Origin of the sequence: Edaphobacter sp. 12200R-103 (assembly GCF_010093025.1) — a bacterium.
Lineage (GTDB): Bacteria > Acidobacteriota > Terriglobia > Terriglobales > Acidobacteriaceae > Edaphobacter.
The window spans coordinates 339,430-365,697 of record NZ_CP048114.1 but is presented as its reverse complement, the minus strand read 5'-3'; the positions used below and the strand labels follow the sequence as shown (position 1 = coordinate 365,697).

The 26,268-nt window shown below is 58.5% G+C and carries 25 protein-coding genes and 1 tRNA gene; 18 read left to right on the top strand and 8 right to left on the bottom strand.

Annotation, left to right across the window (positions count from 1 at the left end):
• Window positions 1–32: 32 nt before the first annotated feature.
• The 5 genes from GWR55_RS01635 to meaB form a co-directional block, all read right to left on the bottom strand.
• Window positions 33–692 (bottom strand): phosphatidylserine decarboxylase family protein, encoded by a 660-nt coding sequence (locus tag GWR55_RS01635; RefSeq protein ID WP_162400705.1) that lies wholly within the window; start codon window positions 690–692, stop codon window positions 33–35.
• Between the two features lie 93 nt (window positions 693–785).
• Window positions 786–1,016 carry a hypothetical protein gene (locus GWR55_RS01630; RefSeq protein ID WP_162400704.1) on the bottom strand — a complete coding sequence of 77 codons (231 nt, stop codon included), beginning with the start codon at window positions 1,014–1,016 and terminating at the stop codon, window positions 786–788.
• A 141-nt stretch (window positions 1,017–1,157) separates the two neighbouring features.
• Window positions 1,158–1,661: a GNAT family N-acetyltransferase gene (locus GWR55_RS01625; RefSeq protein ID WP_162400703.1), complete on the bottom strand. Its 504-nt coding sequence runs from the start codon at window positions 1,659–1,661 to the stop codon at window positions 1,158–1,160.
• Entirely contained in the window at window positions 1,662–2,339 is a 678-nt protein-coding gene (tsaB, locus tag GWR55_RS01620) for a tRNA (adenosine(37)-N6)-threonylcarbamoyltransferase complex dimerization subunit type 1 TsaB (protein ID WP_162400702.1), read from the bottom strand.
• Window positions 2,336–3,535: a methylmalonyl Co-A mutase-associated GTPase MeaB gene (gene meaB / locus GWR55_RS01615; protein ID WP_162400701.1), complete on the bottom strand. Its 1,200-nt coding sequence runs from the start codon at window positions 3,533–3,535 to the stop codon at window positions 2,336–2,338. Before meaB ends, tsaB begins: the two co-directional genes overlap by 4 nt.
• Window positions 3,536–3,645: 110 nt before the next feature.
• Here meaB and GWR55_RS01610 point away from each other — a divergent pair, with 110 nt between their 5' ends.
• From GWR55_RS01610 to GWR55_RS01560, 11 genes are all read left to right on the top strand, one after another.
• Complete coding sequence (locus GWR55_RS01610; protein WP_162400700.1) at window positions 3,646–5,091, top strand: alpha-L-fucosidase; 1,446 nt, start codon at window positions 3,646–3,648, stop codon at window positions 5,089–5,091.
• A gap of 462 nt (window positions 5,092–5,553) precedes the next feature.
• Window positions 5,554–6,885, top strand: coding sequence for an MFS transporter (locus tag GWR55_RS01605; RefSeq protein ID WP_162400699.1), 1,332 nt, complete (start codon window positions 5,554–5,556; stop codon window positions 6,883–6,885).
• Window positions 6,886–7,160: 275 nt separating this feature from the next.
• Complete coding sequence (locus GWR55_RS01600; protein WP_162400698.1) at window positions 7,161–7,880, top strand: hypothetical protein; 720 nt, start codon at window positions 7,161–7,163, stop codon at window positions 7,878–7,880.
• Between the two features lie 573 nt (window positions 7,881–8,453).
• The gene (uvrA, locus tag GWR55_RS01595; RefSeq protein WP_162400697.1) at window positions 8,454–11,603 is read left to right on the top strand and encodes an excinuclease ABC subunit UvrA; all 3,150 of its coding nucleotides are present in this window, start codon (window positions 8,454–8,456) and stop codon (window positions 11,601–11,603) included.
• Window positions 11,600–12,556, top strand: coding sequence for a CPBP family intramembrane glutamic endopeptidase (locus tag GWR55_RS01590; RefSeq protein WP_162400696.1), 957 nt, complete (start codon window positions 11,600–11,602; stop codon window positions 12,554–12,556). Before uvrA ends, GWR55_RS01590 begins: the two co-directional genes overlap by 4 nt.
• A gap of 126 nt (window positions 12,557–12,682) precedes the next feature.
• Window positions 12,683–13,126 (top strand): YciI family protein, encoded by a 444-nt coding sequence (locus tag GWR55_RS01585; RefSeq protein ID WP_202925559.1) that lies wholly within the window; start codon window positions 12,683–12,685, stop codon window positions 13,124–13,126.
• A gap of 124 nt (window positions 13,127–13,250) precedes the next feature.
• The gene (locus GWR55_RS01580) at window positions 13,251–13,664 is read left to right on the top strand and encodes a VOC family protein (protein ID WP_162400694.1); all 414 of its coding nucleotides are present in this window, start codon (window positions 13,251–13,253) and stop codon (window positions 13,662–13,664) included.
• 34 nt (window positions 13,665–13,698) lie between these two features.
• Window positions 13,699–14,097 carry a YciI family protein gene (locus GWR55_RS01575; RefSeq protein ID WP_162400693.1) on the top strand — a complete coding sequence of 133 codons (399 nt, stop codon included), beginning with the start codon at window positions 13,699–13,701 and terminating at the stop codon, window positions 14,095–14,097.
• A 9-nt stretch (window positions 14,098–14,106) separates the two neighbouring features.
• Window positions 14,107–14,529: a YciI family protein gene (locus GWR55_RS01570; protein WP_162400692.1), complete on the top strand. Its 423-nt coding sequence runs from the start codon at window positions 14,107–14,109 to the stop codon at window positions 14,527–14,529.
• A 45-nt stretch (window positions 14,530–14,574) separates the two neighbouring features.
• On the top strand, window positions 14,575–14,994 hold the full coding sequence (locus GWR55_RS01565) for a YciI family protein (RefSeq protein ID WP_238398570.1): 420 nt from the start codon (window positions 14,575–14,577) through the stop codon (window positions 14,992–14,994).
• 72 nt (window positions 14,995–15,066) lie between these two features.
• A complete protein-coding gene (locus GWR55_RS01560) occupies window positions 15,067–15,873 on the top strand; it encodes a DoxX family protein (protein ID WP_162400690.1) in 807 nt (268 codons plus the stop codon).
• On the opposite strand, the gene GWR55_RS01555 is transcribed toward GWR55_RS01560, so the two are convergent.
• Window positions 15,870–16,925 (bottom strand): amidohydrolase family protein, encoded by a 1,056-nt coding sequence (locus GWR55_RS01555; RefSeq protein WP_162400689.1) that lies wholly within the window; start codon window positions 16,923–16,925, stop codon window positions 15,870–15,872. The genes GWR55_RS01560 and GWR55_RS01555 overlap by 4 nt on opposite strands.
• A gap of 232 nt (window positions 16,926–17,157) precedes the next feature.
• On the opposite strand from GWR55_RS01555, the gene GWR55_RS01550 reads away from it, so the two are divergent.
• From GWR55_RS01550 to GWR55_RS01540, 3 genes are all read left to right on the top strand, one after another.
• Entirely contained in the window at window positions 17,158–17,862 is a 705-nt protein-coding gene (locus GWR55_RS01550; RefSeq protein WP_370521292.1) for a DeoR/GlpR family DNA-binding transcription regulator, read from the top strand.
• A gap of 107 nt (window positions 17,863–17,969) precedes the next feature.
• Window positions 17,970–19,016 (top strand): SIS domain-containing protein, encoded by a 1,047-nt coding sequence (locus GWR55_RS01545; RefSeq protein WP_162400688.1) that lies wholly within the window; start codon window positions 17,970–17,972, stop codon window positions 19,014–19,016.
• Window positions 19,017–19,024: 8 nt separating this feature from the next.
• On the top strand, window positions 19,025–19,966 hold the full coding sequence (locus GWR55_RS01540; RefSeq protein ID WP_162400687.1) for a carbohydrate kinase family protein: 942 nt from the start codon (window positions 19,025–19,027) through the stop codon (window positions 19,964–19,966).
• On the opposite strand, the gene GWR55_RS01535 is transcribed toward GWR55_RS01540, so the two are convergent.
• The gene (locus GWR55_RS01535; protein ID WP_162400686.1) at window positions 19,963–21,423 is read right to left on the bottom strand and encodes an MBL fold metallo-hydrolase RNA specificity domain-containing protein; all 1,461 of its coding nucleotides are present in this window, start codon (window positions 21,421–21,423) and stop codon (window positions 19,963–19,965) included. The two genes, GWR55_RS01540 and GWR55_RS01535, sit on opposite strands and share 4 nt — an antisense overlap.
• Window positions 21,424–21,580: 157 nt before the next feature.
• Between GWR55_RS01535 and GWR55_RS01530 the strand changes: the two genes are divergently transcribed.
• Window positions 21,581–21,657, top strand: a tRNA-Val gene (locus GWR55_RS01530).
• Between the two features lie 725 nt (window positions 21,658–22,382).
• Here GWR55_RS01530 and GWR55_RS01525 read toward each other — a convergent pair.
• Window positions 22,383–22,649, bottom strand: a complete 267-nt coding sequence (locus tag GWR55_RS01525) for a hypothetical protein (protein ID WP_162400685.1) — start codon at window positions 22,647–22,649, stop codon at window positions 22,383–22,385.
• A 115-nt stretch (window positions 22,650–22,764) separates the two neighbouring features.
• Between GWR55_RS01525 and opgC the strand changes: the two genes are divergently transcribed.
• From opgC to bshA, 3 genes are all read left to right on the top strand, one after another.
• Window positions 22,765–23,955 carry an OpgC domain-containing protein gene (gene opgC / locus GWR55_RS01520; protein ID WP_162400684.1) on the top strand — a complete coding sequence of 397 codons (1,191 nt, stop codon included), beginning with the start codon at window positions 22,765–22,767 and terminating at the stop codon, window positions 23,953–23,955.
• Between the two features lie 43 nt (window positions 23,956–23,998).
• Window positions 23,999–24,931 carry a ChbG/HpnK family deacetylase gene (locus GWR55_RS01515; protein WP_238398569.1) on the top strand — a complete coding sequence of 311 codons (933 nt, stop codon included), beginning with the start codon at window positions 23,999–24,001 and terminating at the stop codon, window positions 24,929–24,931.
• An 83-nt stretch (window positions 24,932–25,014) separates the two neighbouring features.
• Window positions 25,015–26,169 carry an N-acetyl-alpha-D-glucosaminyl L-malate synthase BshA gene (gene bshA / locus GWR55_RS01510; RefSeq protein WP_162400683.1) on the top strand — a complete coding sequence of 385 codons (1,155 nt, stop codon included), beginning with the start codon at window positions 25,015–25,017 and terminating at the stop codon, window positions 26,167–26,169.
• Window positions 26,170–26,268: the final 99 nt, after the last annotated feature.

Below are 26,268 nucleotides of genomic sequence, written 5' to 3'. Positions count from 1 at the left end.
TCCCACTGTCACGCCCGATGGTCCGAATCCCATCAGGCCACCGTCGCCGAGGCCGACGGCTCTGATCCGTTGCTTCGAGTCGTCACCTCTGCAAGCACGGTCGATCCACCCTTCACGTGCGTACCAACCTTTACCTTCAAATTAACCTCCGCAGGTAAAAGGACATCCACCCGGGATCCAAACTTGATAAGCCCCATCCTCTGACCGCGCTCTACCCTGTCGCCTACCTTCAGGTTGCACACAATGCGACGGGCCAGAAGCCCTGCAATCTGCTTAAAACTGACGTCATACCCCCCGGCGTCGATCACAATCAGGGTCTGCTCATTATTCAGTACGCACTCTTCCTTCATTGCGTTCAGAAATTCGCCCTTCCGATACTCCACCAGGTTCACCGTGCCGCTCACAGGCGACCGGTTTACATGCACATTGAAGACGCTCAGGAAGATGCTCAGACGCATACGGCTTCCTTCCGAGGTTTCAATCCATTCCGTGCCCGTAACTACCCCGTCTGCGGGAGACACGACAAGGCCAGGTCCACTCGGAATAACCCGATTGGGATCGCGGAAAAACCACAGAAAAAACGCTGCGAGCAGCAAAGGAAGCGCAATCAGGACCAGGGAGTGCGTCAGCAGCCAGACAATAGCAGCTACCACCCCTAACCCGAGTGCATAAAAGTAACCATCACGGACCATAAAGGACGATTATACGGCCACGGGGACGCACTCCCACCGGGTCGTTCCGTTCACGACCTCCATCATGAAATTCTGCCTTGTTATGAAGGCTTCTTAATGTTCCATCTGCGAAGCTTCCATCCTTCGCAGCCTTTCCATCTCATCCTTGATGCTGAGTTTCAGCTTCTTCAGTCTCACCTCTTCGATCTTCTCCGGCTCCGTCAGGTAGAGCTTTGAACGAAGGGTATTCAGTCGGCGCTCGTACAGGCTGTGTTCCTGGACCAATTGTTGAAGGGTGGGGTGCGGGGCAGCTTGCGGAAGCTCCGTATATTTGGAAGTCTGCATCAGAGAAATACCTCCGGCCAAATCGACTTTCCCAACACTGGGCAAACAACCTACCACACAGCCACAAGAGACGGCAAAGCGCAAAATTCACTTCCTCCTTTTAACAGTGAGTCGCCGCATCAGTGCGGTTTTCGAGACGCATCAGAGGAGCTTTTTGAGATGGGCCCGCATCAACACTGCATCATCAAAAGGGTCTCGATAGTACCCCCGCCGCAATCCCTCTTCTACAAATCCAAGTGAAGCATAGAGTCTTTTAGCAGAAAGATTTTTCGACCGGACCTCAAGCTCCACGTCCTCCGCCCCCTTACCCCGGCACCACTCCAGGATCCCTTTACATAACGCCCTTCCAAGTCCCATCCGCCGGGCGTTCTCTGCGACCACCACACTCTCCAGCTCACCGACGCAATCTGTGCCCATCGCAATCACTTTGCCGATCGCAAAACCCACTAAGTCCTCTTCGCCCGAGTTTTCTACAGCTTCGACCACCAGCACACACCGGCTCACAGCGGCTGCGGCATCCTTGCCAACCAGCCCCGCGTACTCCTCCCGGCTCCAGTGAGGAGCCTCTGGAATTGCGCGCTCCAACGCAAAGACCCGTTCAATGTCCCGCGTCGTGGCAGCTCTAACCTTGAACTGCACGGCCATTCAGGACTCTCCGGCGACCAGCTTTGCCTGTTTGGCAAAGATCTCAAGATCCGTCCGTCGCAGATAGTTCGCATCCAGCATTGCCGGATCATCAAACTCGCCCCCGAGAACTCTTACCACCACCAACGCCAGGGCATCTGCGGCCCTGGGCTCCCCCACCAGCCGCGGTCCGAGACCTCCCAGCGCATCCGCAACTCTCTGCTCGCACACAACCAATACCTCGCCGCGCTCTGCCGTCACAGCTAGTTCCTCGGCAGTCAGCAGAGACTCACTGATCCTCCGCCGCCCCTCGTAAACTCCGCAATAGAACTCGCCGCGTCCTGCATCCAGCGCGCTACACACCTGACCTCGCACCTCACCGGCAGCTGCAGCCAGCAACGCCAGCCTCGAAACCGCCACCAGCGGAACCTGCCCCGCCTCGCTCAATCCCTTCGCCGCACTTAGCCCCACACGCACACCTGTAAACGATCCCGGGCCATGCACCACGCCGATCGCTGCCAGATCCCTCAGGTCCCAACCCTCCGTCTCCATCAGCGTCCGAATCACCGGAACCAGACGCTCCGACGCGCTCCTTCCAGGAAGCACCTCGGAGGCGACTACTCGCGGAGTCCCCTCTACCTCAGCGAGCGCCACACTCCCCTCCGCTCCACACGTATCGATCAGCAGCAATCGCATCATCGCTTCCCTACAATCTCCACCAGCACCCCGCCCGTCGATTCCGGATGCACAAAGAAGTATCTGTGGCCTCCTGCCCCCGCGCGAACCTGGTCACTCACGATCTTCACTCCGCTCTCCTTCAATTTCCGGAACATGTCGTCCACATCTGCAACCTTCACGGCAATATGGTGCAGCCCCTCTCCGCGCTTCGCCAAAAAACGCCCAATTGTCGAGTCCGGCACCGTCGGCTCCAGCAGCTCCACCCTGCTCTCGCCCAGAGGCAGCATGGCCACCCGCACCTGCTCATGTTCCACGGTCTCCTCATTGCCGACCTTCATTCCCAGCATTTCGTAGAACCTACGGGCCTCAGCGAGGCTCCTCACGGCAACTCCCAGGTGATCCAGGCTCAGCCCCCGCTCCTCAAGCAGTCTCCTGCCTTCCCGTGGACTCTCGGCAACCTCCATCACTTCCGCCATCAGCTCATCGATTCCTTTGCCGGTCGTCGCCACCGTCTGGACCACCGGAATTGCTGCGCCCGAGAGCCCCAGCATTGCGACTACTTCCGCCGCCACCCGATCCGCGCCTTCGTAGTCACTCTTGTTGACGACAAACACATCGGCGATCTCCATCACACCCGCCTTCAGGCTCTGAATGTCGTCTCCCATCCCCGGAACCAACGTCAGAACCACTACATCGGCCAGCCGGGCGATCTCTACCTCATCCTGCCCCACGCCGACCGTCTCAATCAGAATCCTGTCCCGACCTGAAGCCTCGATCACCTCGCAGACATCCCTGACGGACCGCGCCAACCCTCCCATCTCGCCGCGCGAAGCCATGCTGCGTACATAAATATCGCCATCTCCCACTGGCTCCCGCATTCGGATCCGGTCTCCCAGCAGAGCTCCGCCTGTATAAGGACTCGTCGGATCGATCGCCACCACCCCAACCCGCTCTCCTTTCTCCTTCAGCCATCCCGCCATTCGGTCCACCAGCGTGCTCTTCCCCGCTCCCGGCGGTCCCGTCACCCCAATCCTCAACGCCCTCTTCTGCGATGAGACTCCCTGACACCGCGCCAACAACTCCTCTGCTCCTGCGCCGCTATCCTCTACCAGCGAGATCGCCCGCGCCAGCGCGCGCACATCACCGCTCCTGAGGCGTTCCACCATCGCCTCGACCTCCGCCGCTTTCGACACTTCCCCGCTCACCAGTGCGATCATAACCCCGCCTTCCGCCGTCCCTAAAAAATCGAGACGTAACAAACTTGCATACATGAATGTAAATTTTCACCTATAATTCGCGTGCCGTAACTTCACCCAAAGGAATGCCCGTGAACCTTCTGCATCGCAGCATCGCAACCGGACTCCTCTTCGCCTCCTCAGCTTCGCTCAGCTTTGCCCAGCTTCAGGGCAGCAAGGCCGATCCCACCCCCACCAAACATCCCGTCCCCGCCATTCAAGACACCGAGACCGCCGCCCAGCGTGATGCCCGCATGGCGTGGTGGCGCGATGCCCGCTTCGGCATGTTCATTCACTGGGGCCTCTATTCCATCCCCGCGGGTGAGTGGAAGGGACAGCGCACCACCCACATCGGCGAATGGATCATGAACGATCTCTCCATCCCCGTCGCCGACTATAAGGCGCTCGCCAAGCAGTTCAACCCCACCGGCTTCTCCGCACATGACATTGTGGCGCTGGCAAAATCCTCCGGCATGAAGTACATCGTCATCACCTCCAAGCACCACGACGGCTTCGCCATGTTCGATTCCAAGGCCGATCCCTTCAACATCGTCGCCGCCACGCCGTATCATCGCGATCCCCTCAAGGAACTTGCTGAAGAATGCCGCAAGCAGGGCATCAAGCTGGGCTTCTACTATTCGCAGGCGCAGGACTGGACCGCACCCGGAGGCGCTGCCATCGTTCGCGGCAATCACGACAAGGTAACCGGACACTGGGATAAAGCGCAGGACGGATCCTTCGACGACTACCTGCACAAGAAGTCCATCCCCCAGATCAAAGAGTTGCTTGAGAATTACAAGGGCTACCCCGTCGTCGTCTGGTTCGATACCCCAACCAAGATGATGACCCCAGAGCGCGCGGCCGAGATCGTCAAGCTCCTCAACAAATATCCCAATCTCATCTGGAACAACCGTCTCGGAGGAACCTACAAAGGCGATACCGAAACCCCCGAACAGTACATCCCTGCCCAGGGATTCCCCGGCCGCGACTGGGAATCCTGCATGACCATCAACGACACCTGGGGATACAAATCTTTCGATACCAACTTCAAGTCCTCTGAGACCCTCATCCGCAATCTCATTGATATCGCCTCCAAGGGTGGCAACTACCTGCTTAACATCGGCCCAGACTCCAAGGGCATCGTCCCCCAGCCCGAAGTCGACCGGCTGCACGACATGGGCAAATGGATGAAGGTCAACGGCGAAGCCATCTACGGAACCAGCGCCACCATCTTCGACACACCCACCGGAACCTTCAGTGCCACCGAAAAAGGACGTGACGGCAAGCCGAAGTTCAACCCCACCTGGGAGTGGCGCTCCACCACCAAGGGCAACAAGGTGTACATCGAGATCTTCGACTGGAAGGGTCACTTCCACGTAGACAGGATGCCCCGCAAGGTCACTGGAGCCTACCTGCTCGCCGACTCCGCCCACAAGCCGCTCAAGTTCACCCAGAAGGGCGCTGCCCTCGACGTCGACCTCCCGGCCCAGGCCCTCGACCCCGTCGCCACCGTCCTGGTCCTCAACACAACAAGGTAACTGCCCGCCTCCGGCCCGGAACCACAGATCCCGGGCCGGATCCATACTCCCCGCAAAAGCCCACAGGCCAGTATCCACGTCATCCAAACGCGCACCGTCATTCTGAGCCGCAGGCTAAGAATCCCTATATTTCTTTGCAGTATCCCTGAAGCAAGCTCTTACTCCATACCGCGCACATCCGTGTGTCCCATCTTCGGCGCGTCACCATCGCAAGCTCCCACAGCACATTGCTCTCCCAATCCTGGTAACCGATTTACAGATTCGAAAAGCTACCGTGCGCAGGTACCGAAGCAATAATTGGATAGACCACTTTCATCGCTACTTTCACCGTTTGCTCCTTGACACAAACAGGCTCCAACCGGCTATTCTCATCCAGAAACCAATCTCATTGATCTCTAACGGCCTTCGCGGCCCTCTGCCTGTAATGGTCTGACCAGAACTATCGCCGGAGCTTTGATTTACATGTCGACGAACCCCACAACCAGTCCCGCTACACAGGACTTCACCCTCTCGGCCCCCGACAAGTCCAATGTTCGCTGGTTTGTCTGCTTCCTTCTCTTTCTCGCGACGACCATTAACTACATGGATCGCTCGGTCTTCTCGCTGATCGAGCCGCTTCTGCACCTCGATTTCATGGGCTGGGTCCCCGGCGTAGATGCTGCCCATCAGACCGTCTACAACATCAACTACGGCCGCATTCTCATCTGCTTCCAGATCGCCTACGGCGTCGGCTTCCTCTTCGCCGGCCGCATCATCGACAAACTCGGCACCAAGACCGGATATGCCATCGCCATCCTGGTCTGGGGATGCGCTTCCATCAGCCACTCCCTCGTCGGCAGCGTCGCCGGTTTCTGCATCGCCCGCATCTTCCTCGGACTCGGCGAATCCGGAAACTTCCCTGCCGCCATCAAGGCCACGACCGAATGGTTTCCCTCCGAAGAGCGTGCGCTTGCTACCGGACTCTTCAACTCCGGCTCCAACGCCTCGGCCTTCGTCGCCCCTGTCCTGATCGCCGCCGTGACCATGCGCTGGGGATGGAACGCGGCCTTCATCACCACCGGCTCCATGGGGCTCATCTGGTGCGTCATCTGGCTGCTCTTTCCCTACAACCGTCTGCGTCGCGGAGCCACCCAGACTCAAGCCAATCTTGCACCCGTCACCCAGGGCAAACCCATCTACTCCGTCCTTCTCCGCCACCGCGGCTTCTGGGCCTTCTGTATCGGCAAAGGATTCACTGACCCCATCTGGTGGTTCTATCTCTTCTATCTGCCCAAGTTCCTCAACGACAACTATGGGCTGGACCTTAACCACGTTAAATATCCGCTCATCGTCATCTACACGGTTGCCAGCATCGGCTCGGTGGCGGGGGGCTGGCTCTCAGGCTTCCGCATGAAGCACGGACACAGCGTCAACTCCGGGCGCAAATTTGCCCTTCTCGTCTGCGCTTTGTGTGTTCTGCCCATCATGCTCGTACCTCACATGAAGACCATCTCGCCCAACAACGCCTGGCCGGCAATCGCGCTCTTCTGCCTCGCAACGGCGGCGCATCAGGGTTGGTCGGCCAATCTCTTCTCCACCCCTACCGACATGTTCCCGTCCACCAGTGTCAGCACCGTCGTTGGCATTGGCGGAACCGCTGGCGCAATCGGAGGAGCCATCTTCACCTGGGTCGTCTCCCATTACTTCGCACTGCACCCGCTGCCGATCTTCGCGCTCGCCGGATTCGCCTATGTCTCGGCGCTGGCAATCTTCCAGGTGCTCGTACCGCGCCTTGGCCAGCCCCGGACCGCCTGATCGCAACGCGCGCTCGGGCCAAACCATTTAAATCGCAACATACTCGTGTCAATAGAGAGGCCCGGCAATGCCGGGCCTCTCTATTGCCCCATCCCTCCCGCCGTCATTCTGAGCGAAGCGAAGAATCCCTGTATTTCTTTGCAGGATAGCTATTCAGTCATACTTTCCCCACATCGCATGCCACACAAGAAGCCATCGGTGCGCCATCACCACCGTCCCCGCCCCGACTCGATGACCTTCGAAGACCCGAACCGTCGTACCATAGAGCCCAGAGCATGTCCGCCCCCACGCCAACCCGACTTGCAGCCCTGCTCTGCCTCGCAATTCCGGCCTGTGCTCAGTCTCCTATGACGCCCACGCCGTCCCAGATTCCGGCAACACCCTCGACGGCACCCGCAACCCAGCCTCAACCAGCACTCCCGAATCGCCCCCAGATCACCTACGCCGGTCATCAGCTCACCGTCCAGGCCAACAACTCCAGCCTCAACCAGATCCTCCACGAAATCTCCCAGCACACCGGCATCACCATCACGGGAGGAGTAACCGACGAGAGGGTCTTTGGCAGTTACGGCCCAGGAAGCCTCGCCCAGGTGCTCAACGAGCTCCTCGACGGCACCTCCAGCAACATGCTCTTCGTCTCCAGCGTCGACAACAAATCCGCGCAGCTCATCCTTACGCCGCGCACAGGCGGTCCCACTCCGCCCAACCCCAACGCCATGCGCTTCAACGACGCCGAGGCCGATACCGACAACAATCCTCCGGTCAATAATCCACCTGAGCCACCGGACGACTCCAACGCGCAGACAACTCCGGCCCCGGCACCTGCTCCAGGGTCGCAACCCGCCGGGCAACCAGGTACGGCTAGCGGCAGCAACAATACCGGCAGCGGAAGCTCTACTGACTCCAACCAGCAGTCACCCAACGGAGTTCGTACCCCGCAGCAGATCTTCGATCAGCTGATGAAGCTGCGCCAGCAGCAGCACGCCCAGCCCTAGTAGCATCCCGAAGGCCCACCAGCATCGCCCGATCAAGGGATTAATAGTAAGGGTATTATTTTCAATATTTTGAAGAGTTAAATCTAAAGCTCAACCCAATACTTATAAATACTTCACGCAATACAGCCAGGACAGTGAAGTATTAATGGCCGGCAACACGCGGCGAAGCCACGCCAGCACGAGCCTGTTTCTCCGCAGCCACTTGTCGAGCATGAATCCGGAAGAGACGAAACATGGTTGTACAGATTCCATAAGCGAACAAGACGCCTATTGCCAGGGATGCCAGGACGGCGGAGATAAGAACAATCGACGAGTTCACTGCAACGACTCCCTTTATTACGCAGTCTTCAGCCACAATCGTTGCACTGAATCAGCTTGCATCTACTACTGTGATGCAAACACCCCGCAAAACACAATGCCTTCTGCATAGGAGGATATTGAATCTCTGGGTACATTTACCGATTTGGGAGGTCGGAGGCTTGGGCTGGCCCGGCTGACGCCGTATCGAATACGACGCCGGCCCGGTAAATGCCGTATCCTAGATACTTGGCCGTAAAGCCGCCAAATTCGTCTATGGGCACCGAAATTATCCCCCGCACTCCGCAGGGCATCACCCACATCACCGTGCGGGGCGCCCGTCAGCACAACCTGCGCAATGTCTCTGTCTCGATCCCGCGAAACACCCTGACCGTCGTGACCGGACTCTCCGGCTCGGGCAAATCGTCCCTCGCCTTTGACACCATCTACGCTGAAGGCCAACGCCGCTACGTTGAGACGCTCTCCGCCTACGCCCGCCAGTTCCTCGACCAGATGGAGCGGCCCGATGTCGACTCCATCGACGGCCTGAGTCCTGCGATCTCGATCGAGCAGAAGACAACCTCGCGCTCGCCGCGCTCGACCGTCGGAACCATCACCGAGATCTACGACTACCTCCGGCTGCTCTACGCCTCCGTCGGCCAGCCGCACTGCCCCAACTGCCACCGTCCCATCTCGCGCCAGAGCGCCGACCAGATCGTCGAGCGCATCGTCGCTCTCGCCCCTGGCGAGCGAATCACCATCATGGCTCCCATCGTGCGAGGCCGCAAAGGCGAGTTTCGCGAAGAGCTCGAGGCCCTCGACCAGCAGGGCTTCCGCGCCCGCGTCGACGGCGAGATGATCGAGATCACAGAGGGTATGCGCCTCGAAAAGCGCAAGAATCACACCATCGAGGCCATCGTCGACCGCATCATCCTCAAGCCCCTGGCCGCCACAGAAGCGGGTGCCCCATCTTCGGTTCGCGACGACGCCAGTCGGCGCGAGACTAAGGTGGGTTCGCAGGAATCCTCCATCTTTAAGTACGACACGCGACGCCTCGAAGCCTCGGTCGCCAAGGCCCTTCAGATGGCGAACGGCCTCGTCCTCATCGGCATCCAGGACCCGGTCACCCGCAAGCAGGAAGAGACCCTCTACTCCTCCTCCATGGCCTGCCCGGACTGCGGCATCAACGTCCCCAAGCTCGAGCCGCGCAGCTTCTCCTTCAACTCCGCCTACGGCGCCTGCCCCGAGTGCCACGGCCTGGGGTCCATCTACGACTTCGATCCCGCCAAGACCATCACCGACTGGTCCAAGCCCCTGCTCGATGGAGCCATGGGCCCCGGCTCCGCCTCGCAGTACCTCCTGCGCCTCATCAAGCTCGCCGCTGAAAAGTACAAGATCGACATCCGCAAGCCCTTCGACCAGCTAACACCCGAGCAGCAGAACCTCTTCCTCTACGGCCCTCCCAGGGGCGAGGCAGGACGAACCGGCTTCCACGGCATCTTCGCCTACCTCCGCGCCAACCTCGAAGACACCAAATCCGAGGGTTATCGCGAGTACATGATGCAGTACATGTCCGCGACCACCTGCCCACGCTGCCAGGGCAAGCGCCTGCGGCCAGAGTCGCTCGCCGTCACCGTCAACGGTCAGTCCATCGCCGACTTTACCGGGCTCTCTCTGGAGCGTGCGCTCAAAAGCGCTCGCGACATGAACTTCGCCGGACGCGAACGCCTGATCGCCGATCGCCTGCAACGCGAGGTGATCGAGCGGCTGGAGTTTCTGAACGCTGTCGGCCTCGGCTATCTTTCGCTCGACCGTTCTGCCGCCACGCTCTCCGGCGGCGAAGGACAGCGCATCCGACTGGCTACACAGATCGGCTCGCGCCTCCGCGGCGTCCTCTACGTCCTGGACGAACCTTCCATCGGGCTGCATCAGCGCGACAACCAGCGCCTTATCTCCGCACTCGAAGACCTGCGGGACCTCGGCAACACGGTCCTCGTCGTCGAGCACGACGAGGACACCATCCGCAAGGCAGACTACGTTCTCGATCTCGGCCCGGGAGCCGGCAAAAACGGAGGTCACCTCATCGCGGACGGCACTCCCGACCAGATCATGGCGAACGACGCCTCGGTCACGGGGAAATACCTCGCCGGGAAGATCGAGATCGTCGCCCGCAAAGAGCCTCGCCCGCTAACCGGCAACTGGATCACCGTCGAGAATGCGCGTGCCCACAATCTCAGGAACGTTACCGCGCACTTCCCGCTTGGAGTGATGACGGTCATCACCGGGGTCTCTGGCTCGGGCAAGAGCACGCTGGTCAATGACATCCTCTATCGCGCTCTCGCCCGAGAACTATACGGTTCGCGCGAAGAGCCCGGCCAGCACGGCCGGGTCCGCGGCATCTCGCAGATCGACAAGGTCATCGAGATCGATCAGTCTCCGATCGGCCGCACTCCGCGCTCCAACCCAGCGACCTACACCGGGGTCTTCTCCGCCATCCGCGACCTCTTTGCCATGCTTCCGGAGTCGCGCGAACGCGGTTACAAACCCGGACGCTTCAGCTTCAACGTGCAGGGCGGACGCTGCGAGGCCTGCCAGGGCGAGGGGCAGCGGCGCATCGAGATGAACTTCCTGCCAGACGTCTACGTTCTGTGCGAGGTCTGCAACGGCCGCCGCTACAACCAGGAGACTCTGGCGGTAAAGTTCAACGGCTACTCCATCGCCGATATCCTCGATCTCGCCATCGAAGATGCTGTGCCGGTCCTCAAAGACATTCCGGCGGTCAATCAGCGCCTGCAGACACTGGTCGACGTCGGCCTCGGCTACATTCACCTTGGTCAGTCCGCCACTACCCTTTCCGGAGGTGAGGCCCAGCGCATGAAGCTGGCTCGTGAGCTTTCGAAACGCCAGACAGGTCGTACCCTGTACCTGCTGGATGAGCCCACAACCGGCCTTCACTTCGACGACGTCCGCAAACTGCTGGAAGTGCTTCACCGTCTTACCGATCTGGGCAATACGGTCATCATCATCGAGCACAACCTCGACATTATCCGCAACGCCGATTACATTCTCGACCTTGGCCCGGAGGGCGGCGAAGGCGGAGGCCAGATCATCGCTCACGGCACGCCCGAGCAGGTCGCTACGGTCAAAGGCTCCCACACCGCCGAATTCCTCGCCCGTCACTACGATCCCAGACTTCTGGCGAACCGGAACGGTGCCAGCCATGCCGGACCGCAACCTGCCGGCATCGGAGCGGCTCCCGATCCCGACAAGAAGCCGAAGGGGAAGTTTGTTCCTCCCGAGAAGAAAACCGGCGTACCCACCGCGCGCGCAGCTAAACTTAGCAAGACAGAAGATTCCGATTCACCCACACGAAAGAAATCTGCCAAGGCAAAGAAGACTGCAAAATCAACAAAGAAGAAGGCATGAGCCAACCTGCTACACCTCCGCAGCCTGACGATCTGCACCGCGACCTTTCACAGCCGCAGGCTCCCGCTGATGTCGCGATGTCTCCTAACGGAGAGGCCATCGTAATCCAGGCGCCTCCCCCCTCGGACGCTCGCGGCCCCGGGGTTCCAGCGCGGGTTCCTCACATCGGCCACGCGATCCTCTTCGTCGCGCTGACATTTCTGCTGCTGATGATCGCCCAGGTCTCTCTGCTGGGGCTGGCGCATCCGGTGGCCGATCCGCACAGGACGGGCGTTGCCGCAGCACATCCCAAGCTGCTGATCGCCGCCGAGGCCGTCAGCTATGTCCTCACGCTGGCCGCCTCCTGGCTGTTTTTTCCTCTGCTCTGGCAGCGCTCCTTCAGCAACGGAATCCAGTGGAACTTCGCAACTGCGCGGCGCAACGCCTTCAAGCTGATCCCGATCGGTCTTCTCATCGGCTTCATCGTGCAGGCCCTCTCTTCGCTGATTCCCGTGCCGAAATCGATCCCGATGGACGATTTCTTCCGCACATCATCCGATGTCTGGGTGGTCGCGGCTTTCGGTACCCTGCTTGCTCCCATGTTTGAAGAGATCGCCTTCCGCGGCTTTCTCTTCCCAGCCTTTGCCATCGCCTATGACTGGCTCTGCCTGCCCCGGACTCCCGCAGCGCACGAACACTGGCGCAATACCACCAACCTGACGCTGGCCTCCATCATCTTCTCGGCGATCCTCTCCAGCATCTTTTTCGCGCTGATTCACGGCCAGCAGCTGGGACATACATGGATCGCTGTCTTCGTCCTCTTCTGCGTCTCACTGGTCCTGACCGCCGTCCGCGTCCGCACACGATCGGTCGCCAGCTCGGCACTGGTGCATGCCAGCTATAACCTGTCAGTGTTTTTGACGATGTTTATCGCAACCGGCGGGTTCCGGCATCTTGAGCGGTTAGCGCGATAGCTCAGAAGTTAAGTGGCGTCACTGGTCACATATTTGAGACCCAAAACCTTCGCCTGATAGAACTCGCATTTGAGCCGTATTTCCATCCACGTAAAATCGTCGCCGGGGGAACTCAACATGCGATTCATGATCCTTCGCAAAGCCGACAAGCAGATGGAACAGGGTGCAGGTCTGCCGAGCAAAGAACTTCTTGGCGCTATCGGAAACTACTACCAATCCATGCGCGATGCTGGCATTCTGCTGGGCGGTGAGTGGTTGCAGCCCAGTGCGAACTCCTCCCGGATCGTCATCAATAAGGGCAAGCAGACTGTGGTGGACGGCCCCTTCACCGAGCTAAAGGAACTTGTCGCCGGATTCATCGTAATCAACGTCCCTTCCAGAGAAGAGGCTCTCGCCTGGGCGCAGAAGTGCCCTACCCTCACGGGTGAGTGCGACGTTGAGGTCGAGATCCGCCAGCTCATTGAGGCATCTGATTTCCCGGCCGACTACGCAGAGGAGCTGACGAAACACGCATCGAAGACCATGGCGTCGGATGCAGAAAAGAACCTGCAGACGACTACTGTCGGATAATTACGCAAACTTCTCGCAAAAATATTTCTATTTTTTGTGAGGACGTGTCGATTTCCGTCGTCTCCATTCGACGAGTATGTAAAGCGGCAGAAAAAACCGCTTTCTTATGTGAAGGAGATTGACCATGCAGATTCAACCCTATCTCTTCTTTAAAGGCGACTGTGAAGAAGCCTTCAAGTTTTACGAGCGTGTCCTCAAGGGCAAGATTGAGGCGATGCTCCCCCACGCCGGAACTCCCGCCGAGCAGCACACCGCTCCAGAATGGCGCGACAAGATCATGCATGCCCGCCTGACCGTAGGTGACGCCGTTCTGATGGCCTCCGATGCCCCGCCGGAGCACTACAAGGCACCCCAGGGTTTCTCCGTCAGCCTGCAGGTCGACCAGAACGCCGAGGCCGAGCGCATCTTCAACGAGCTCTCTGCCGGTGGCAAGGTGACGATGCCGATCCAGCCGACGTTCTGGGCGACGCGCTTCGCGATGTTCACCGACAAGTTCGGAATCGCCTGGATGATCAACTGCAACGAACCAAACGCATAGCCCAGCCACCACAGACACACAGAGGTTACAGAAGATGCGATTTCTTATGCTGTACCGCCCCGCAGATGTGGCCAGCGTGGAGGCTGGCCTCCCACCCACACCAGAGATGATGGCCCGCATGGGCGATCTTATCCAGCGGAAGATCGAAGAAGGCAAGCTGCTTGCGACCGAGGGCTGCGGTCCCACCTGCAACGGCGCCAAGGTTCGGTTGAGCAATGGGAAACTCAACGTAACGGATGGGCCATTCGCCGAGGCGAAGGAACTGATCGCCGGATTCGCCCTCTACCGGGCGAACTCGAAGCAGGAGGCCATCGCAGAAGCCCGCGAGTTTCTCGAGATCGCCGGCGATGGCGAGGTCGAGATCCGTCTCGTTCACGACTCCGACAACTGTATCGAGTCCATCAAGCTGAGCCATCAGGCACAAACCGTATAGGAGCCAAACATGCGATTCATGATGCTGATGATCCCTAAAGGATATGAGAGTGCAGCTCCGGACACGATGCCAAGCGCCGAAGCAGTAACCGCAATGATGAAGTACAACGAATCCCTGAAAAAAGCAGGAGTCCTGCTGGCGCTCGACGGTCTTCATCCACCGTCGACCGGAGCGCGCGTCACCTTCGAGGACGGAAAACCGCACGTGACAGACGGCCCTTTTGCTGAAGTGAAAGAAGTGCTCGGCGGCTACTGGATGATCCAGGTCCGGTCACGCGAAGAGGCAATCGAGTGGGCGAAACGCTGCCCTGCCTCTGCCAACGAGACCATTGAGATACGCCAGGTGCAGGAGCTCGCCGACTTTCCTCCTGACGTCCAGAAGGCAGCTGCCGGACTGACAGAGATGCAACCGGACAACAGAAGAGCATCCTGAACAACAAACTCTCACCCGCGAAAGGAACGAAGTGCAATGCGATTCATGATCATCATTAAGGCCACTCCCAACTCAGAAGCTGGAGCCATGCCGGACCAGAAGCTCCTGGAAGAGATGGGCAAGTTCAATGAAGAACTCGTCGCTGCCGGCGTGATGCTCGCAGGCGAGGGACTCCATCCCAGTTCGAAAGGTACACGAGTTCGCTTCAGCGGAGACAAACGGATGGTGATGGACGGCCCCTTTGCAGAAACCAAAGAGCTGATCGCCGGCTTCTGGATCTGGCAGTGCAAAAGCAAAGAAGAGGCCATCGAATGGGTGAAGCGGTGCCCCGGCTCTTCGAACGAGGAAGGTGAAATTGAGATCAGGCAGATCTTCGAGCTGGACGATTTCGGCTCGGAGCTGACGCCGGAGCTTCGGGCGAGTGAAGAACGTCTGCGCACTGAGCTCGAATCTCGCCAGAGCTGATCCCGAGGGCGGCAATGCTCCGAGACATCGCCGCCCGCCTTCCAACCACTCTAGAAAAGAAAGATCACCCCTATGACCGTTGAAATCGAGACCTACGCACCGTCAAAGCGTCGCAATTCCATCGGCTATGCCCTCATCGTTCTCAGCATTCTCTTCATGTTGATGGACGCTTCGATCAAGTTCACCTCATCGCCGCAAGTGGCGCAGGCACAGGCGCAACTTCAGTTTCCGATGCAGTTGACTCACGCAATCGCCGTGGTTGCACTCATCTGTACCCTGTTGTACGCCATTCCGGCGACAGCCGTGCTGGGGGCGTTGCTCCTTACCGGATACCTTGGAGGTGCAATCGCACTCCACCTGCGCGTCGATAATCCCCTGTTCACCCATACGCTCTTTCCGGTCTACATTGCGCTCTTTATCTGGGGAGGGATATGGCTGCTCGACAGAAGCCTGCGCGAGGTATTCCCATTCACCAGCCGTTCAGAGGCTGGACACTCGTCGAAAAGATCTGTTGTAACCGGGTATATCCTCACGGCTCTTGCGGCGCTGCTGATTCTCCTGACGGCCGTGGTGAAGTTCACCTATGTTCCCAAAACTGGATCGCCACCACCAATGTTCCCGCCGCACCACATCCATCTCCTTGGTTATATCGAGATCGTGTGCACGGCCCTCTACCTGTTTCCTGCCACGTCGTTTTTTGGGGCTGTGCTAGTGACGGGATACATGGGAGGAGCGACCGCCGTGAACCTGCGATCAGGCCAGGCCGTGCTGCCCAGCCTTGTTCCCGTTCTGTTCAGCATTCTGGCCTGGGCCGGTCTCTGGCTGCGTGATTCCCGTCTGCGGGTGCTCTTTCCGTTCCGCCGGACAGTGTCTCGCTAGCGCAGGTGCGGCATCAACTTCAGCGCATTCTCGCGGTATACCTTACGCAGAACATCGTCAGGAAGAAAGATCCCGTAGATGTTCCAGCGGCCCTGCCTTGAGGCGTGCGACGGGTATTCGAAGTACTCGTCTGCCGTCTCGAGAAAACGGAAGTAGAGGCGATACATGTTGTCGTCTGGCAATAGGTCAGTTCCGAATAAGATGCGGTCCGAGTACTTCAGAAAAAACTCGCGCGTGCTGTAAGGTTGCCGGCCAAGCTCGGGAGTTCGCGCGCTGATGTCAACCTGGAGATTAGGAAGCGCATCCAGCTGCTGCGCCAAAAAGCGAAGATCCTCTGAGCATTCGGCGCAGTGTGCTCCTACAAAGGTCACCTCCGGATGCCGTGCTATCACGCGATTGCGCTGTTCCAAAAGTTCGCGCTTGGAGACCGGCGAGCCATGGAAGCTCCAATCTGGATGCGCGGCAAGTTCCTCGTATCGCTCATTGAATTGGTCGATGGGATCGAAAAAAGCTGTAGGGTCCGCAGTATGAAACATCACTGGCAGGCCAAGCTCTCCACAGGCGGCAAAGATCGGCGCGAAGCGCTCATCGTCAATACGTAAAAGTTTGCCGTCAGAGTTGCGCAATGTTAGTCCCAGATCCTTCCAGAACTTGATCCCACAGGCGCCGTGATCCACCATTCGCTTCAGGCGCTCGATTGTCACTGCGGCAAAGTCACTGCGACCGGCTCCGCTCCAGTCCATCCACCCGATAGAGGAGAATCTTCCAGGCGCCGCCTTGTGAAAGCGATCCATCATATCGAGTGCGGCCTGTCCTACCTGCATGGTGATATTGACCACATGCTCAACCCCGCACCGATCCATGATGGCAAGCACCTCGCGAGGATCGGTTGAGTCGAGGTGGTTGTGATAATCAATCGCCGGAAACCGCGACGTCAGGACCGTATGCTCGTCCAGGCTCAGACACGAGCGCGGTTGGAAGTCGCTCAATCGCAGATCGACATGGGCGGTTGCGGTCACCATACTTACAAATTTGTCGTTCAGTTCGGCCATGCGGAAAACTCCACCTCCAGCAAAGATAACCTTTTCGCCCGGCGGGGATACGCCATCCTGCAAAAAATGTGGCCTACGATCTTCGAACCATCTATTCTGGGTTCTGGGCCCCTTACTTCAGTGATTGCACGTGACAATGAAAACAACGCGGCGCCCAAACAAGCGAGGCAGTTCCATGCTGATCGAAGAACGACGTCAGCATGTTCTATCCCAGATTCAAAGAGACGGGCGCGTGCTTGTTTCGGAGATCTCCGAAGCATTGGGAATCTCACGCATCACCATTCGCAAGGATCTCGATAACCTGGAGAGTCGCGGTCTCGTGAAGCGTACTCATGGCGGAGCACTCGCCGCACAACACTTGTCACTGCTCGATCCTCCGGTGGATAAAAAGCATCTTCAGCGTTGGAAGGAGAAGCAGCGCATCGCAGAGGCCGCAGCCACGCTGGTCCGAGAGGGCGAGTGCATTTTGCTCGACTCAGGAACGACGACAACCGCCGTCGCCCAGGCACTTCGCCGCTTTGGCAAACTGACCATTGTCACCAACGGCGTCAACATAGCTGCCGACCTCGCCAGTACCAATTTCGAGATCATTCTGCTGGGCGGCCCCATGCGGAAGAATGCGCTTTCCATCGTCGGCCCTTCCGCAGAAGATATGCTTCATGAGATCCGCGCAGACATCCTCTTTCTCGGAGTGGATGGATTTGATCCCGTCGCAGGAATTACAACTCCGAATGTGCTTGAGGCACGTGTCAATCGAGCGATGGTACAGGCCTCGCGCCGGGTGATCGCCGTATGCGATTCGACCAAGTTCAGCCGCAGGAGTCTGGCAAAGATCGTTTCACCATCTGCGATACACACGATCATTACCGATACTCAGATCTCGAAGGAGGACCTGGAAGCCTTGACGAGCTTCGGAATAGAGGTAATTCTGGCATGAATCAGCGGGCAAATCGATTAAACTTTCTTTTGATTACGTTTAGTTTCGATTCTTAAGTATCATGAGAAACATGGGGTAGGCTTTACCCAAGGTGGAGGTTGGCATTTATGCATCAGGACGTGCAGACGTTGAGCGAGATTCACAATCAACCTCAGGTCTGGAACGACTCTCTGGCGGCATTGCAGGAGACGAACCTTCGCGGACTGGTCGCAGGACGCGAGCCGGAAAGTGCAGAGTGGGTCTTTGTCGGCTGCGGAACCAGCTACTACCTTGCGCAGGCGGCAGCGTGCAGCCTCGGGCTTCTGCTAAATGTACCGACCCGCGCCATTCCCGCCTCAGAGATCCTGCTGTTTCCGGCTCTGGCCTTGCCCTATAGCCAGCGGTCCTACTTCCCCGTCCTGATCTCACGCTCGGGGCATACCTCGGAGATCCTGCGTGTCGCCGAATACCTGCAATCACAGGGAATCTCGTTCCTCGGTGTAACCTGCGATGGTCACGAGCTGAAAGAGATGACGCCCCGGCTGCTGAAGATGCCCGTGGTCGAAAAGAGCACGGTCATGACGTCCTCGTTCACCTCTATGCTGCTCGGCCTGCAATATATGGCAGCAACGCTTGCAGGAAAGCAGGAGTTTCTCGATGCCCTGAAGACGCTGCCCGGCGAGTTGCGCCGCCTGCTTGATATTTACTCTCCCAGGGTTGAGGCCTTCGCCAAGACAGAACTCGACGATGTCGCTTTCCTGGGACAAGGCCCTCTCTATCCGATTGCGTCGGAGACGGCCCTGAAGGTCATGGAATCTTCCAGCACCTATGCGCAGTACTTCCATACGCTCGAGTTTCGCCATGGGCCTAAATCCATTGCCGGTCCTCGAACGCTGGTCGGCGCACTTATCTCAGAAGGTGGTCTCGATCAGGAGGCAGCTGTGCTGCGTGAGATGAAGTCTCTGGGATCGTCGACGATGGCGGTAACCAACAAGGCTTCAAACACACTCCGGGACTCTGCAGATCTTCTGATCGAGCTCGGACTGAACGTCCCCGAGATCGCCCGACTCATTGTGTACGTCGTATGGGGCCAGCTCTTTGGAAGCTATCGCGGTCTCGCCAGGGGGCTCGATCCCGACAATCCCCGCAACCTCAGCCGCGTCGTCACACTCTAGTCTCCCGAATGAAGAGCTTCGACGTAACGATCGCCGGCGACATCAACCTTGACCTCATCCTCTACGGGCTTCCGCAGCAGATGCCACTTGAGCGCGAGCTTCTCGCCAGCGACTTCAGGCTCACGCTCGGAGGCTCCTCTGCCATTCTCGCGCATAATCTCTCCGCGCTTGGAAGCAAGGTGGGGATGATCGGCAAAGTTGGCCGCGATGAGATGGGAGTGCTTGCGCTTGATCGCCTCCACCAGGCCGGCGTCGATCTCTCGCATTGCATTCAGACGACGGACGGCAGCCAGACCGGAGTTACGATCCTGCTGCATCATGGTTCCTCACGGCACATTCTCACTTATCTGGGGACACTGGCGGATCTCAGTACCGAAGAGCTGAACGTGGACTATCTTCTTCAGGCCAGGCACTTCCACGTCTCCGCCTTTTTCCTGCAAAAGAACCTGCAGAGCGGCCTCCCCGGATTATGCCGAAACCTTCGCGAGCAAGGCATGTCTGTGTCGTTGGATACCAATGACGATCCGGAAGACCTGTGGGGCGAATCCTTCCTCGCCATGCTGCCTGAGATTGACCTGCTTCTGCCGAACGAAGACGAAGCCCGCAGAATGGCCCGCACGGAGGATCTTAGCCAGGCGATCCACTGGCTTGCGGAGCGCGTCCCAATCGTCGCGGTCAAGTGCGGTGCTCAAGGCGCGATCGTGCAGCGTGGCATTGAACGATGGGAGATTCCCACTGACAAGGTCGAGCCTGTCGATACCATCGGCGCAGGCGACAGCTTTGATGCCGGTTTTCTCTCGCGCTTCGTCAAAGGAGAGTCACTGGAGGCCTGCGCCCGGGCAGGAAATCAGGCCGCAGGCATCTCAACACTGCGGCCCGGAGGGACGGAGGCCTTTCGAGATTCCGAACTTCTGAGCCGCGCCAGGAGGGCTTCAAGCCCCGGAAACTAGTTCACCTCAAACCGATCTCCACGAGCCGGGCAGGCCACCTCAACCTTATAGCGCTTTTCAATCTCTTCTTTTAGCGCGTCCTGCGCTTGTGGCTCCCCATGCACCAGGAAGACTTTTTTCACTCCCTTCACTACGGGTTCCATCCACGAGAGCAACTCGGCCTGGTCCGCGTGACCGCTCAGTTCTCCGATGGAATCCACCTCGGCGCGCAGCCGCATGGGTTCGCCAAAGATGTTGACCTCCGGAAGTCTTTGCACCAGCTTGCGGCCCAGGGTATTGGCCGCCTGATAACCGGTAATCAGGATCAGATTTCGCGGATCTTCAATGCCATTTTTCAGATGATGGAGAATTCTTCCGGCCTCGCACATCCCGGAGGCCGACATCACGATGTAGGGCATTCGCAGGTCGTTCAGCGCTTTACTCTCCTGCACGGTCTGGGTGTACTTGAGATTGCTCCACTGAAATGGATCAACGCCTTCGCGGTAGAACTTGCATATCTCCTGGTCCCAATCCTCGGTATGGGTTTTGAAAGCTTCTGTCACCTTGGTAGCCAGGGGGCTGTCGACGAAGATCGGAATATTTGGGATTTGCTTCTCCTCTGTGAGCTGATGGAGAAGCATGACCAGCTGCTGTGTCCTTTCGACGGCGAACGCCGGAACGATGATCCTGCCACCGCGGGCCGCGACGCGCTTTACCAGCCGGGCTAGCTTCTGCTTCACCGGACCGGGCGGCTGGTGAAGGCGGTTCCCGTAGGTGCTCTCCATAATCAGGTAGTCAGCTATCGGCGCCTCATCAGGATCCTGAATGATGGGAAGGTTCTTTCTACCTACATCGCCGGAGAACAGCAGCCTGGTTTTTTGTCCCTTCTCCATCGCCTCAACCAGCACGCAGGCCGATCCAAGCATGTGGCCGGCGTTCGAGAGCGTCACCCGGAAGCCTTCGTCCTTGGTCGAGCCCCCCAGCAGCGTGGGCTCGTGCAGCTTCACGGCGTGCATCTGTCGCATCACCTGCTCTGCATCATCCTGCGTGTAAAGCGGGGCAAATGGCTCAGCTCCCTCGGGAACTCCCACCATTCTGCGGCGAAAGCGACGCCGGTTCATGAAATCCGCATCGCCTTCCTGGATATGCGCGCTGTCCTTCAGCATGGGGTCGCACAGGTCGATGGTCGCCGACGTGGTATAGATCGGGCCACGATAGCCCTGCTTTACAAGGCCAGGAAGATTCCCGCTGTGATCAATATGCGCATGCGACAGCACGACCGCGCTCAGTGCCTTTCCATCGTCGCTGGCAAGCTCCTGGGGAGTCAACGCCAGATGCTGATTGATCTCCTGGGCATCCTGCCGCCTGCCCTGGAAGAGCCCGCAATCCAGCAGAATCTGTCGACCTGCGCACTCCAGATGGTGCGATGAGCCCGTGACTGTCCGTGCTGCTCCCCAAAAGTGCAAACGAATCCCCATGAATTTGCCGCTTCCTCTCCCTCAAACGTTGGTAGAACCACACAAGGGATGACAATACCGGGAAGACGAGCGCATGGCAATTGCACCGTGGATTCGATCGCGCACGTTGCATCTACCGCCTCACTCTCATACACTGATCAAGTCCCACCTGAAACGTGGGCGGATAGCTCAGTTGGTTAGAGCGCCTGCCTTACAAGCAGGATGTCGGGGGTTCGAGTCCCTCTCTGCCCACCATTCACCCCTGACAGGTGATTTCACAGCATCGGTGCGATTGCTCTCCATTCGCGAAGGCGCTAAAGTCTAAGTGTGAGTCAACTCAGCCATCGTCGCCGCCTGCTGGCCCTCCTATTGGCCTGCCTGTGGATTACGACGGCGGCTTTTGCTGAGCACACCTCCGCTGAGTTTCCGCTCTGTCAGCCCGAACGAGCGCCCTGCTGCCCGCCGCCGGCAAATACTTCGAACGTATCGTGCCCCAGTTGCAGCATCTCAGCACCGATTGCGTCAAAGGATAAAAGTGAACAGGAGCAATCCCGGCCTGTTGCGCAGGCTTCGAATACAGCGAGGCATCGCCCGAGTCCGACTATAACTGCGTCGATTTGCGAATTAACTCCGGGACTCCGATATCGACGTACAGTCTTTGCTCTCAAAGACGATCTTCGCATTTAGAAGTATCTCCTATCCCCATGAGCAGCATGCCGAGAGACGGCATGCGATATCCATCAATCGCTTGCTCAAAAAGGAGATTCTTCTTATGAAATTCAAGTCATTTTCACTGGCAGTTTTAGCCGTTCTGTTTCTATCGCTCTCGGCACAAGCCGCAACTGCCGTTATGTGTTGTGATCAACCCTCCTGCTGTAGCGGCAGTAACTGCTGCAACTAACCATTAACCAGCCGCTGTGCCCACATTCTTTGAAGATCGACTCAGCCAGAGAATGTGGGCCACGCGAGCGTCGCCCACTTTAGCGCTTCTTACGATCTTTCTTTTTTTTCTTTTTCCCATCTTTCTTCTTCGATTTCTTCTTCCGACGCTTCTCGTCTCCCTTCTCCGAGCCGCCCTGCATCTCTGCATGATAGGTAATCTCTGTCTCTAACCAGCACAGCATCTCCGCTCCACAGGAGCAAAGCTCCCGGTGCGGCATACTCTTCACCCAGTCAGAGCATTCGCCGTGCTTTTTCCCGCAGCCAGGACAGATAATCCACTCGCTGCTTATCGTTCTCAGGACCATTCCCTAGCCTCCACCATCATTAGATGTCTTTATGGTCGCATCCTCTTAAGAGGAACATCCGGTTCCGCAACCTCCGCTGCCAGTCAGCGTCATATAAAGGACAGGAGCGCAGCCGGTGGCAACCGAAGTAGAACCGACAGCAACGACTTTGGCCCCTCCCGCCGGATTTTCCCGCCGGCGTCCGGAGCTTGACGCTCTGCGCGGCTTCTTCCTGGTATGGATGACGATCAATCACCTGCCCACCCGGCTAAGCGACTACGTCAATCAACCGTTCGGCTTCGTCTCCTCAGCTGAAGGTTTCGTCTTTCTCTCTGCTCTTTTGCTGGCATTGGTCTCCATTCGCCGGGCGCGAAAAGACCCCCACCAGATGCAACAGCGTATCTGGAAACGCACGTTCAGAATCTACGGCTATCACCTCTTCATGCTGCTGTTTGCCTTCACTGTAGCCGCCAGGGTAGCCGCGCACGCTCACCGGCCGGCGCTGGTCAACCTGCTGAACTATTATCTTGCGCACCCCTTCTCAGCCATTGTCTCTTCGCTTCTACTGATCTATTGCCCGCCCCTGCTCGATATTCTCCCCATCTACATCCTCTTCATGTTCGCTACACCTCTGCTCCTGTCATTTGCTGCACGCAACGGCTGGAGATGGATTCTCGCCGGTAGCGGCTCCCTCTGGTTGCTGGCGCAGTTCGGGCTTAAAGCCTGGTCTCATGATCTCCTGGTCAAAGTCACGCATCTGCAGGTTCCTCTGCAGGAGACCGGCGCCTTCAATCTATTCGCATGGCAGCTGGTCTGGGTTCTGGGGCTGTGGTTCGGGGCCTCCATCGCGGAACGGAAGCTCAGCATGCCGCGTCTGCCATACACGATGTATCTGGCCTCCGTGATCGTGTGCCTATTCTTCATGGGTGTGCGTCAGGAGTGGTTCGGCCATCACCTGACCCCCCAGACGTTCGGGATGCAGCTCGATAAATGGCAGATAGGACCGCTACGCCTGCTGAATTTGGCTGCCTTCGCAATCTTCCTTTATGGATCGCGTCGCATCGTCAAACGGATCATCAGCATCGAGCCATTTCTGACTCTAGGGAAAGCGTCCCTTGAAGTCTTCTGCGCCCACCTCTTCTTCGTTTTTCTGGGCCTCGCGATGCTCTCCGGCGACTCGAGCCAACTCCACGGGTTTCGCGCCGCCGTTCTGGTTGTGATTACCTTCTCGGGCATGCTCCTGGTGGCCATCCGCGAGGTCCACCGCCAGAACCGTATCCACTCCACAAGGATGGTATCGATGCGGCCGGGAACAACAAGCAGTTAGGCCGCTATCTCATAGCCTGCTAAAGTGAATTTTGATAGCCGGTGTGCGTCTCAAGTTTGCATCGCGGCCGGCCACGACGAAATTGATGCCGTCCCGCCTCATCATCAACGCCGACGACTTTGGGCTTACCAAGGGGATCAATCGCTCCATCGCATCGCTTCACAGCGCAGGCGTACTGACCTCCGCAACCCTGATGGCAACCGGCGCCGCGTTTGAAGACGCCGTGCAGACCGCCCGACAGACTCCCTCACTGGGCGTAGGATGTCATGTCGTTCTCACCGACGGAGTGCCGGCATCCGATCCTGCAAAGATCCCCTCACTGATCGGCGCAGACGGACGCAGCTTCCGTCCCTCTCTCCTCTCCTTCGTACAAGCACTGCTGCGCGGCCAGATTAGCGAGGCCGACATCGAGCGCGAAGCCGAGGCTCAGATCGAGAGACTTCAGCTCGCCGGTCTCTCCATCACCCATGCGGACACCCACAAGCACACACACCTGTTTCCTCAGGTGACCCGCCCATTGCTCAAGGTTCTTCAGCGTGGAGGCATCCGCGCCATACGCAATCCCTTCGAGTCCGCGATTACCCAGAAACTCACACACGCAGGCCTGAAGCGCCGCACGCAGATTCGTATCCTCAACCAGCTTCGTCCAGCATTCGAACGCCATACTGCGCTTCGCGAAGGCGCCATCGTCACCACCCACGGAGCCCTCGGGGTCTCCGCGACCGGCAACCTCAATCCAGCAACGCTTGCCGAGATCATAAGGACCATCCCCGCCGAAGGCGACTTCGAACTCGTCTGCCACCCCGGCTACAACGATGCTGACCTTGCTCGCGTCGCAACCCGGCTTCGAGATCACCGCGAGGTCGAAATGGAGGCTCTGCTTTCCGTCATTCCCGCAGCATTGGCGCAACCAAATCCGCCGCGGCTCATCCATTTCGGTAACCTCGCCGCAACGGATTACGGGCTATCCTCGTAACTGCATTGCGTTCGAGACGGCAGGCGGCTGGGTGGCATCCGTCCTGCTGACCGCATCTGCCCCATAGGCATCCAGGAGCATCCATGAAGATCGGCATCACCTGCTATCCCACCTACGGCGGCTCAGGCGTCGTCGCCACGGAGCTGGGCATTGAACTGGCAGCACGCGGCCACCAGGTCCACTTCATCACCTCATCACAGCCCTTTCGCCTCACCGGGCGCGAAACCAATATCCACTTCCACGAGGTCTCCGCCTCCACTTATCCTCTCTTTGAATATCCCCCTTACGATCTCGCGCTGGCGACCCGCATGGCTGAGGTAGCGGACTTCTACTCGCTCGATCTCCTGCACGTCCATTACGCCATTCCACACTCTGTCAGCGCCCTGCTTGCCAGCCAGATGATTGAGGCACATTCCATCGTCGAGCGCCGCCGCCGTCTGCCATTCATCACCACGCTGCATGGAACCGATATCACCCTCGTCGGCCTTGATCCGTCGTACCTCCCCATCACTCGCTTCGGCATCGAACGCTCCCATGGAGTCACGGCCATCTCATCGCACCTGCGCGATCGGACGCGCGAGGCCTTCGGCATCGATAGCGAGATCGAGGTCATCCGCAACTTCGTCAATTGCGACTTGTACGCCCCGCGACCTCAAGTAGTCTCCGAGATGCGTCCGCGTTTTGCCGAGCCTGGCGAACACCTCTTCGTGCATCTCTCCAATTTCCGCCCAGTCAAGCGAGTCCTCGATGTCGTCGAGGTCTTCGCGCGCGTGGCGAAGACTTTACCCGCACGCCTGATGCTGATTGGAGATGGACCGGACCGCAGCGCCGCCGAACATCTCGCGCTACAGCATGGCATACAGGACCGGATTCATTTTCTGGGGAAGCAGGACAACGTCCACGATCTTCTCCCTCTGGCTGACCTGATGCTGATGCCCAGCCAGATGGAATCTTTCGGCCTGGCCGCCCTGGAGGCGATGGCCTGTGGGGTGCCCGCCATCGCTACCCGCGTCGGCGGGGTGCCCGAACTGATCGATCACGGCACTAACGGCATGCTCTTCAAGATCGGGGATGTAGCCGCGATGGCGGAGGCTGCCATCGCGCTCCTCAACGATCCCGTCCGCCTTCAGAAGATGTCACAGGCGGCGCGACGCACTGCACAGGAGAACTTCTGCACCACCCGCATCATTCCTCTCTACGAGGCGTACTACCAGCGCGTACTTGATCGCAACCAATGAATGCTTGATCGCCGCACAAGATGGATTATCTAAACCGCGTCGGTATGAACACGCCGGACTGGCTAAATTTGACTGGAAAGCTTAATCGCAACAATTGAT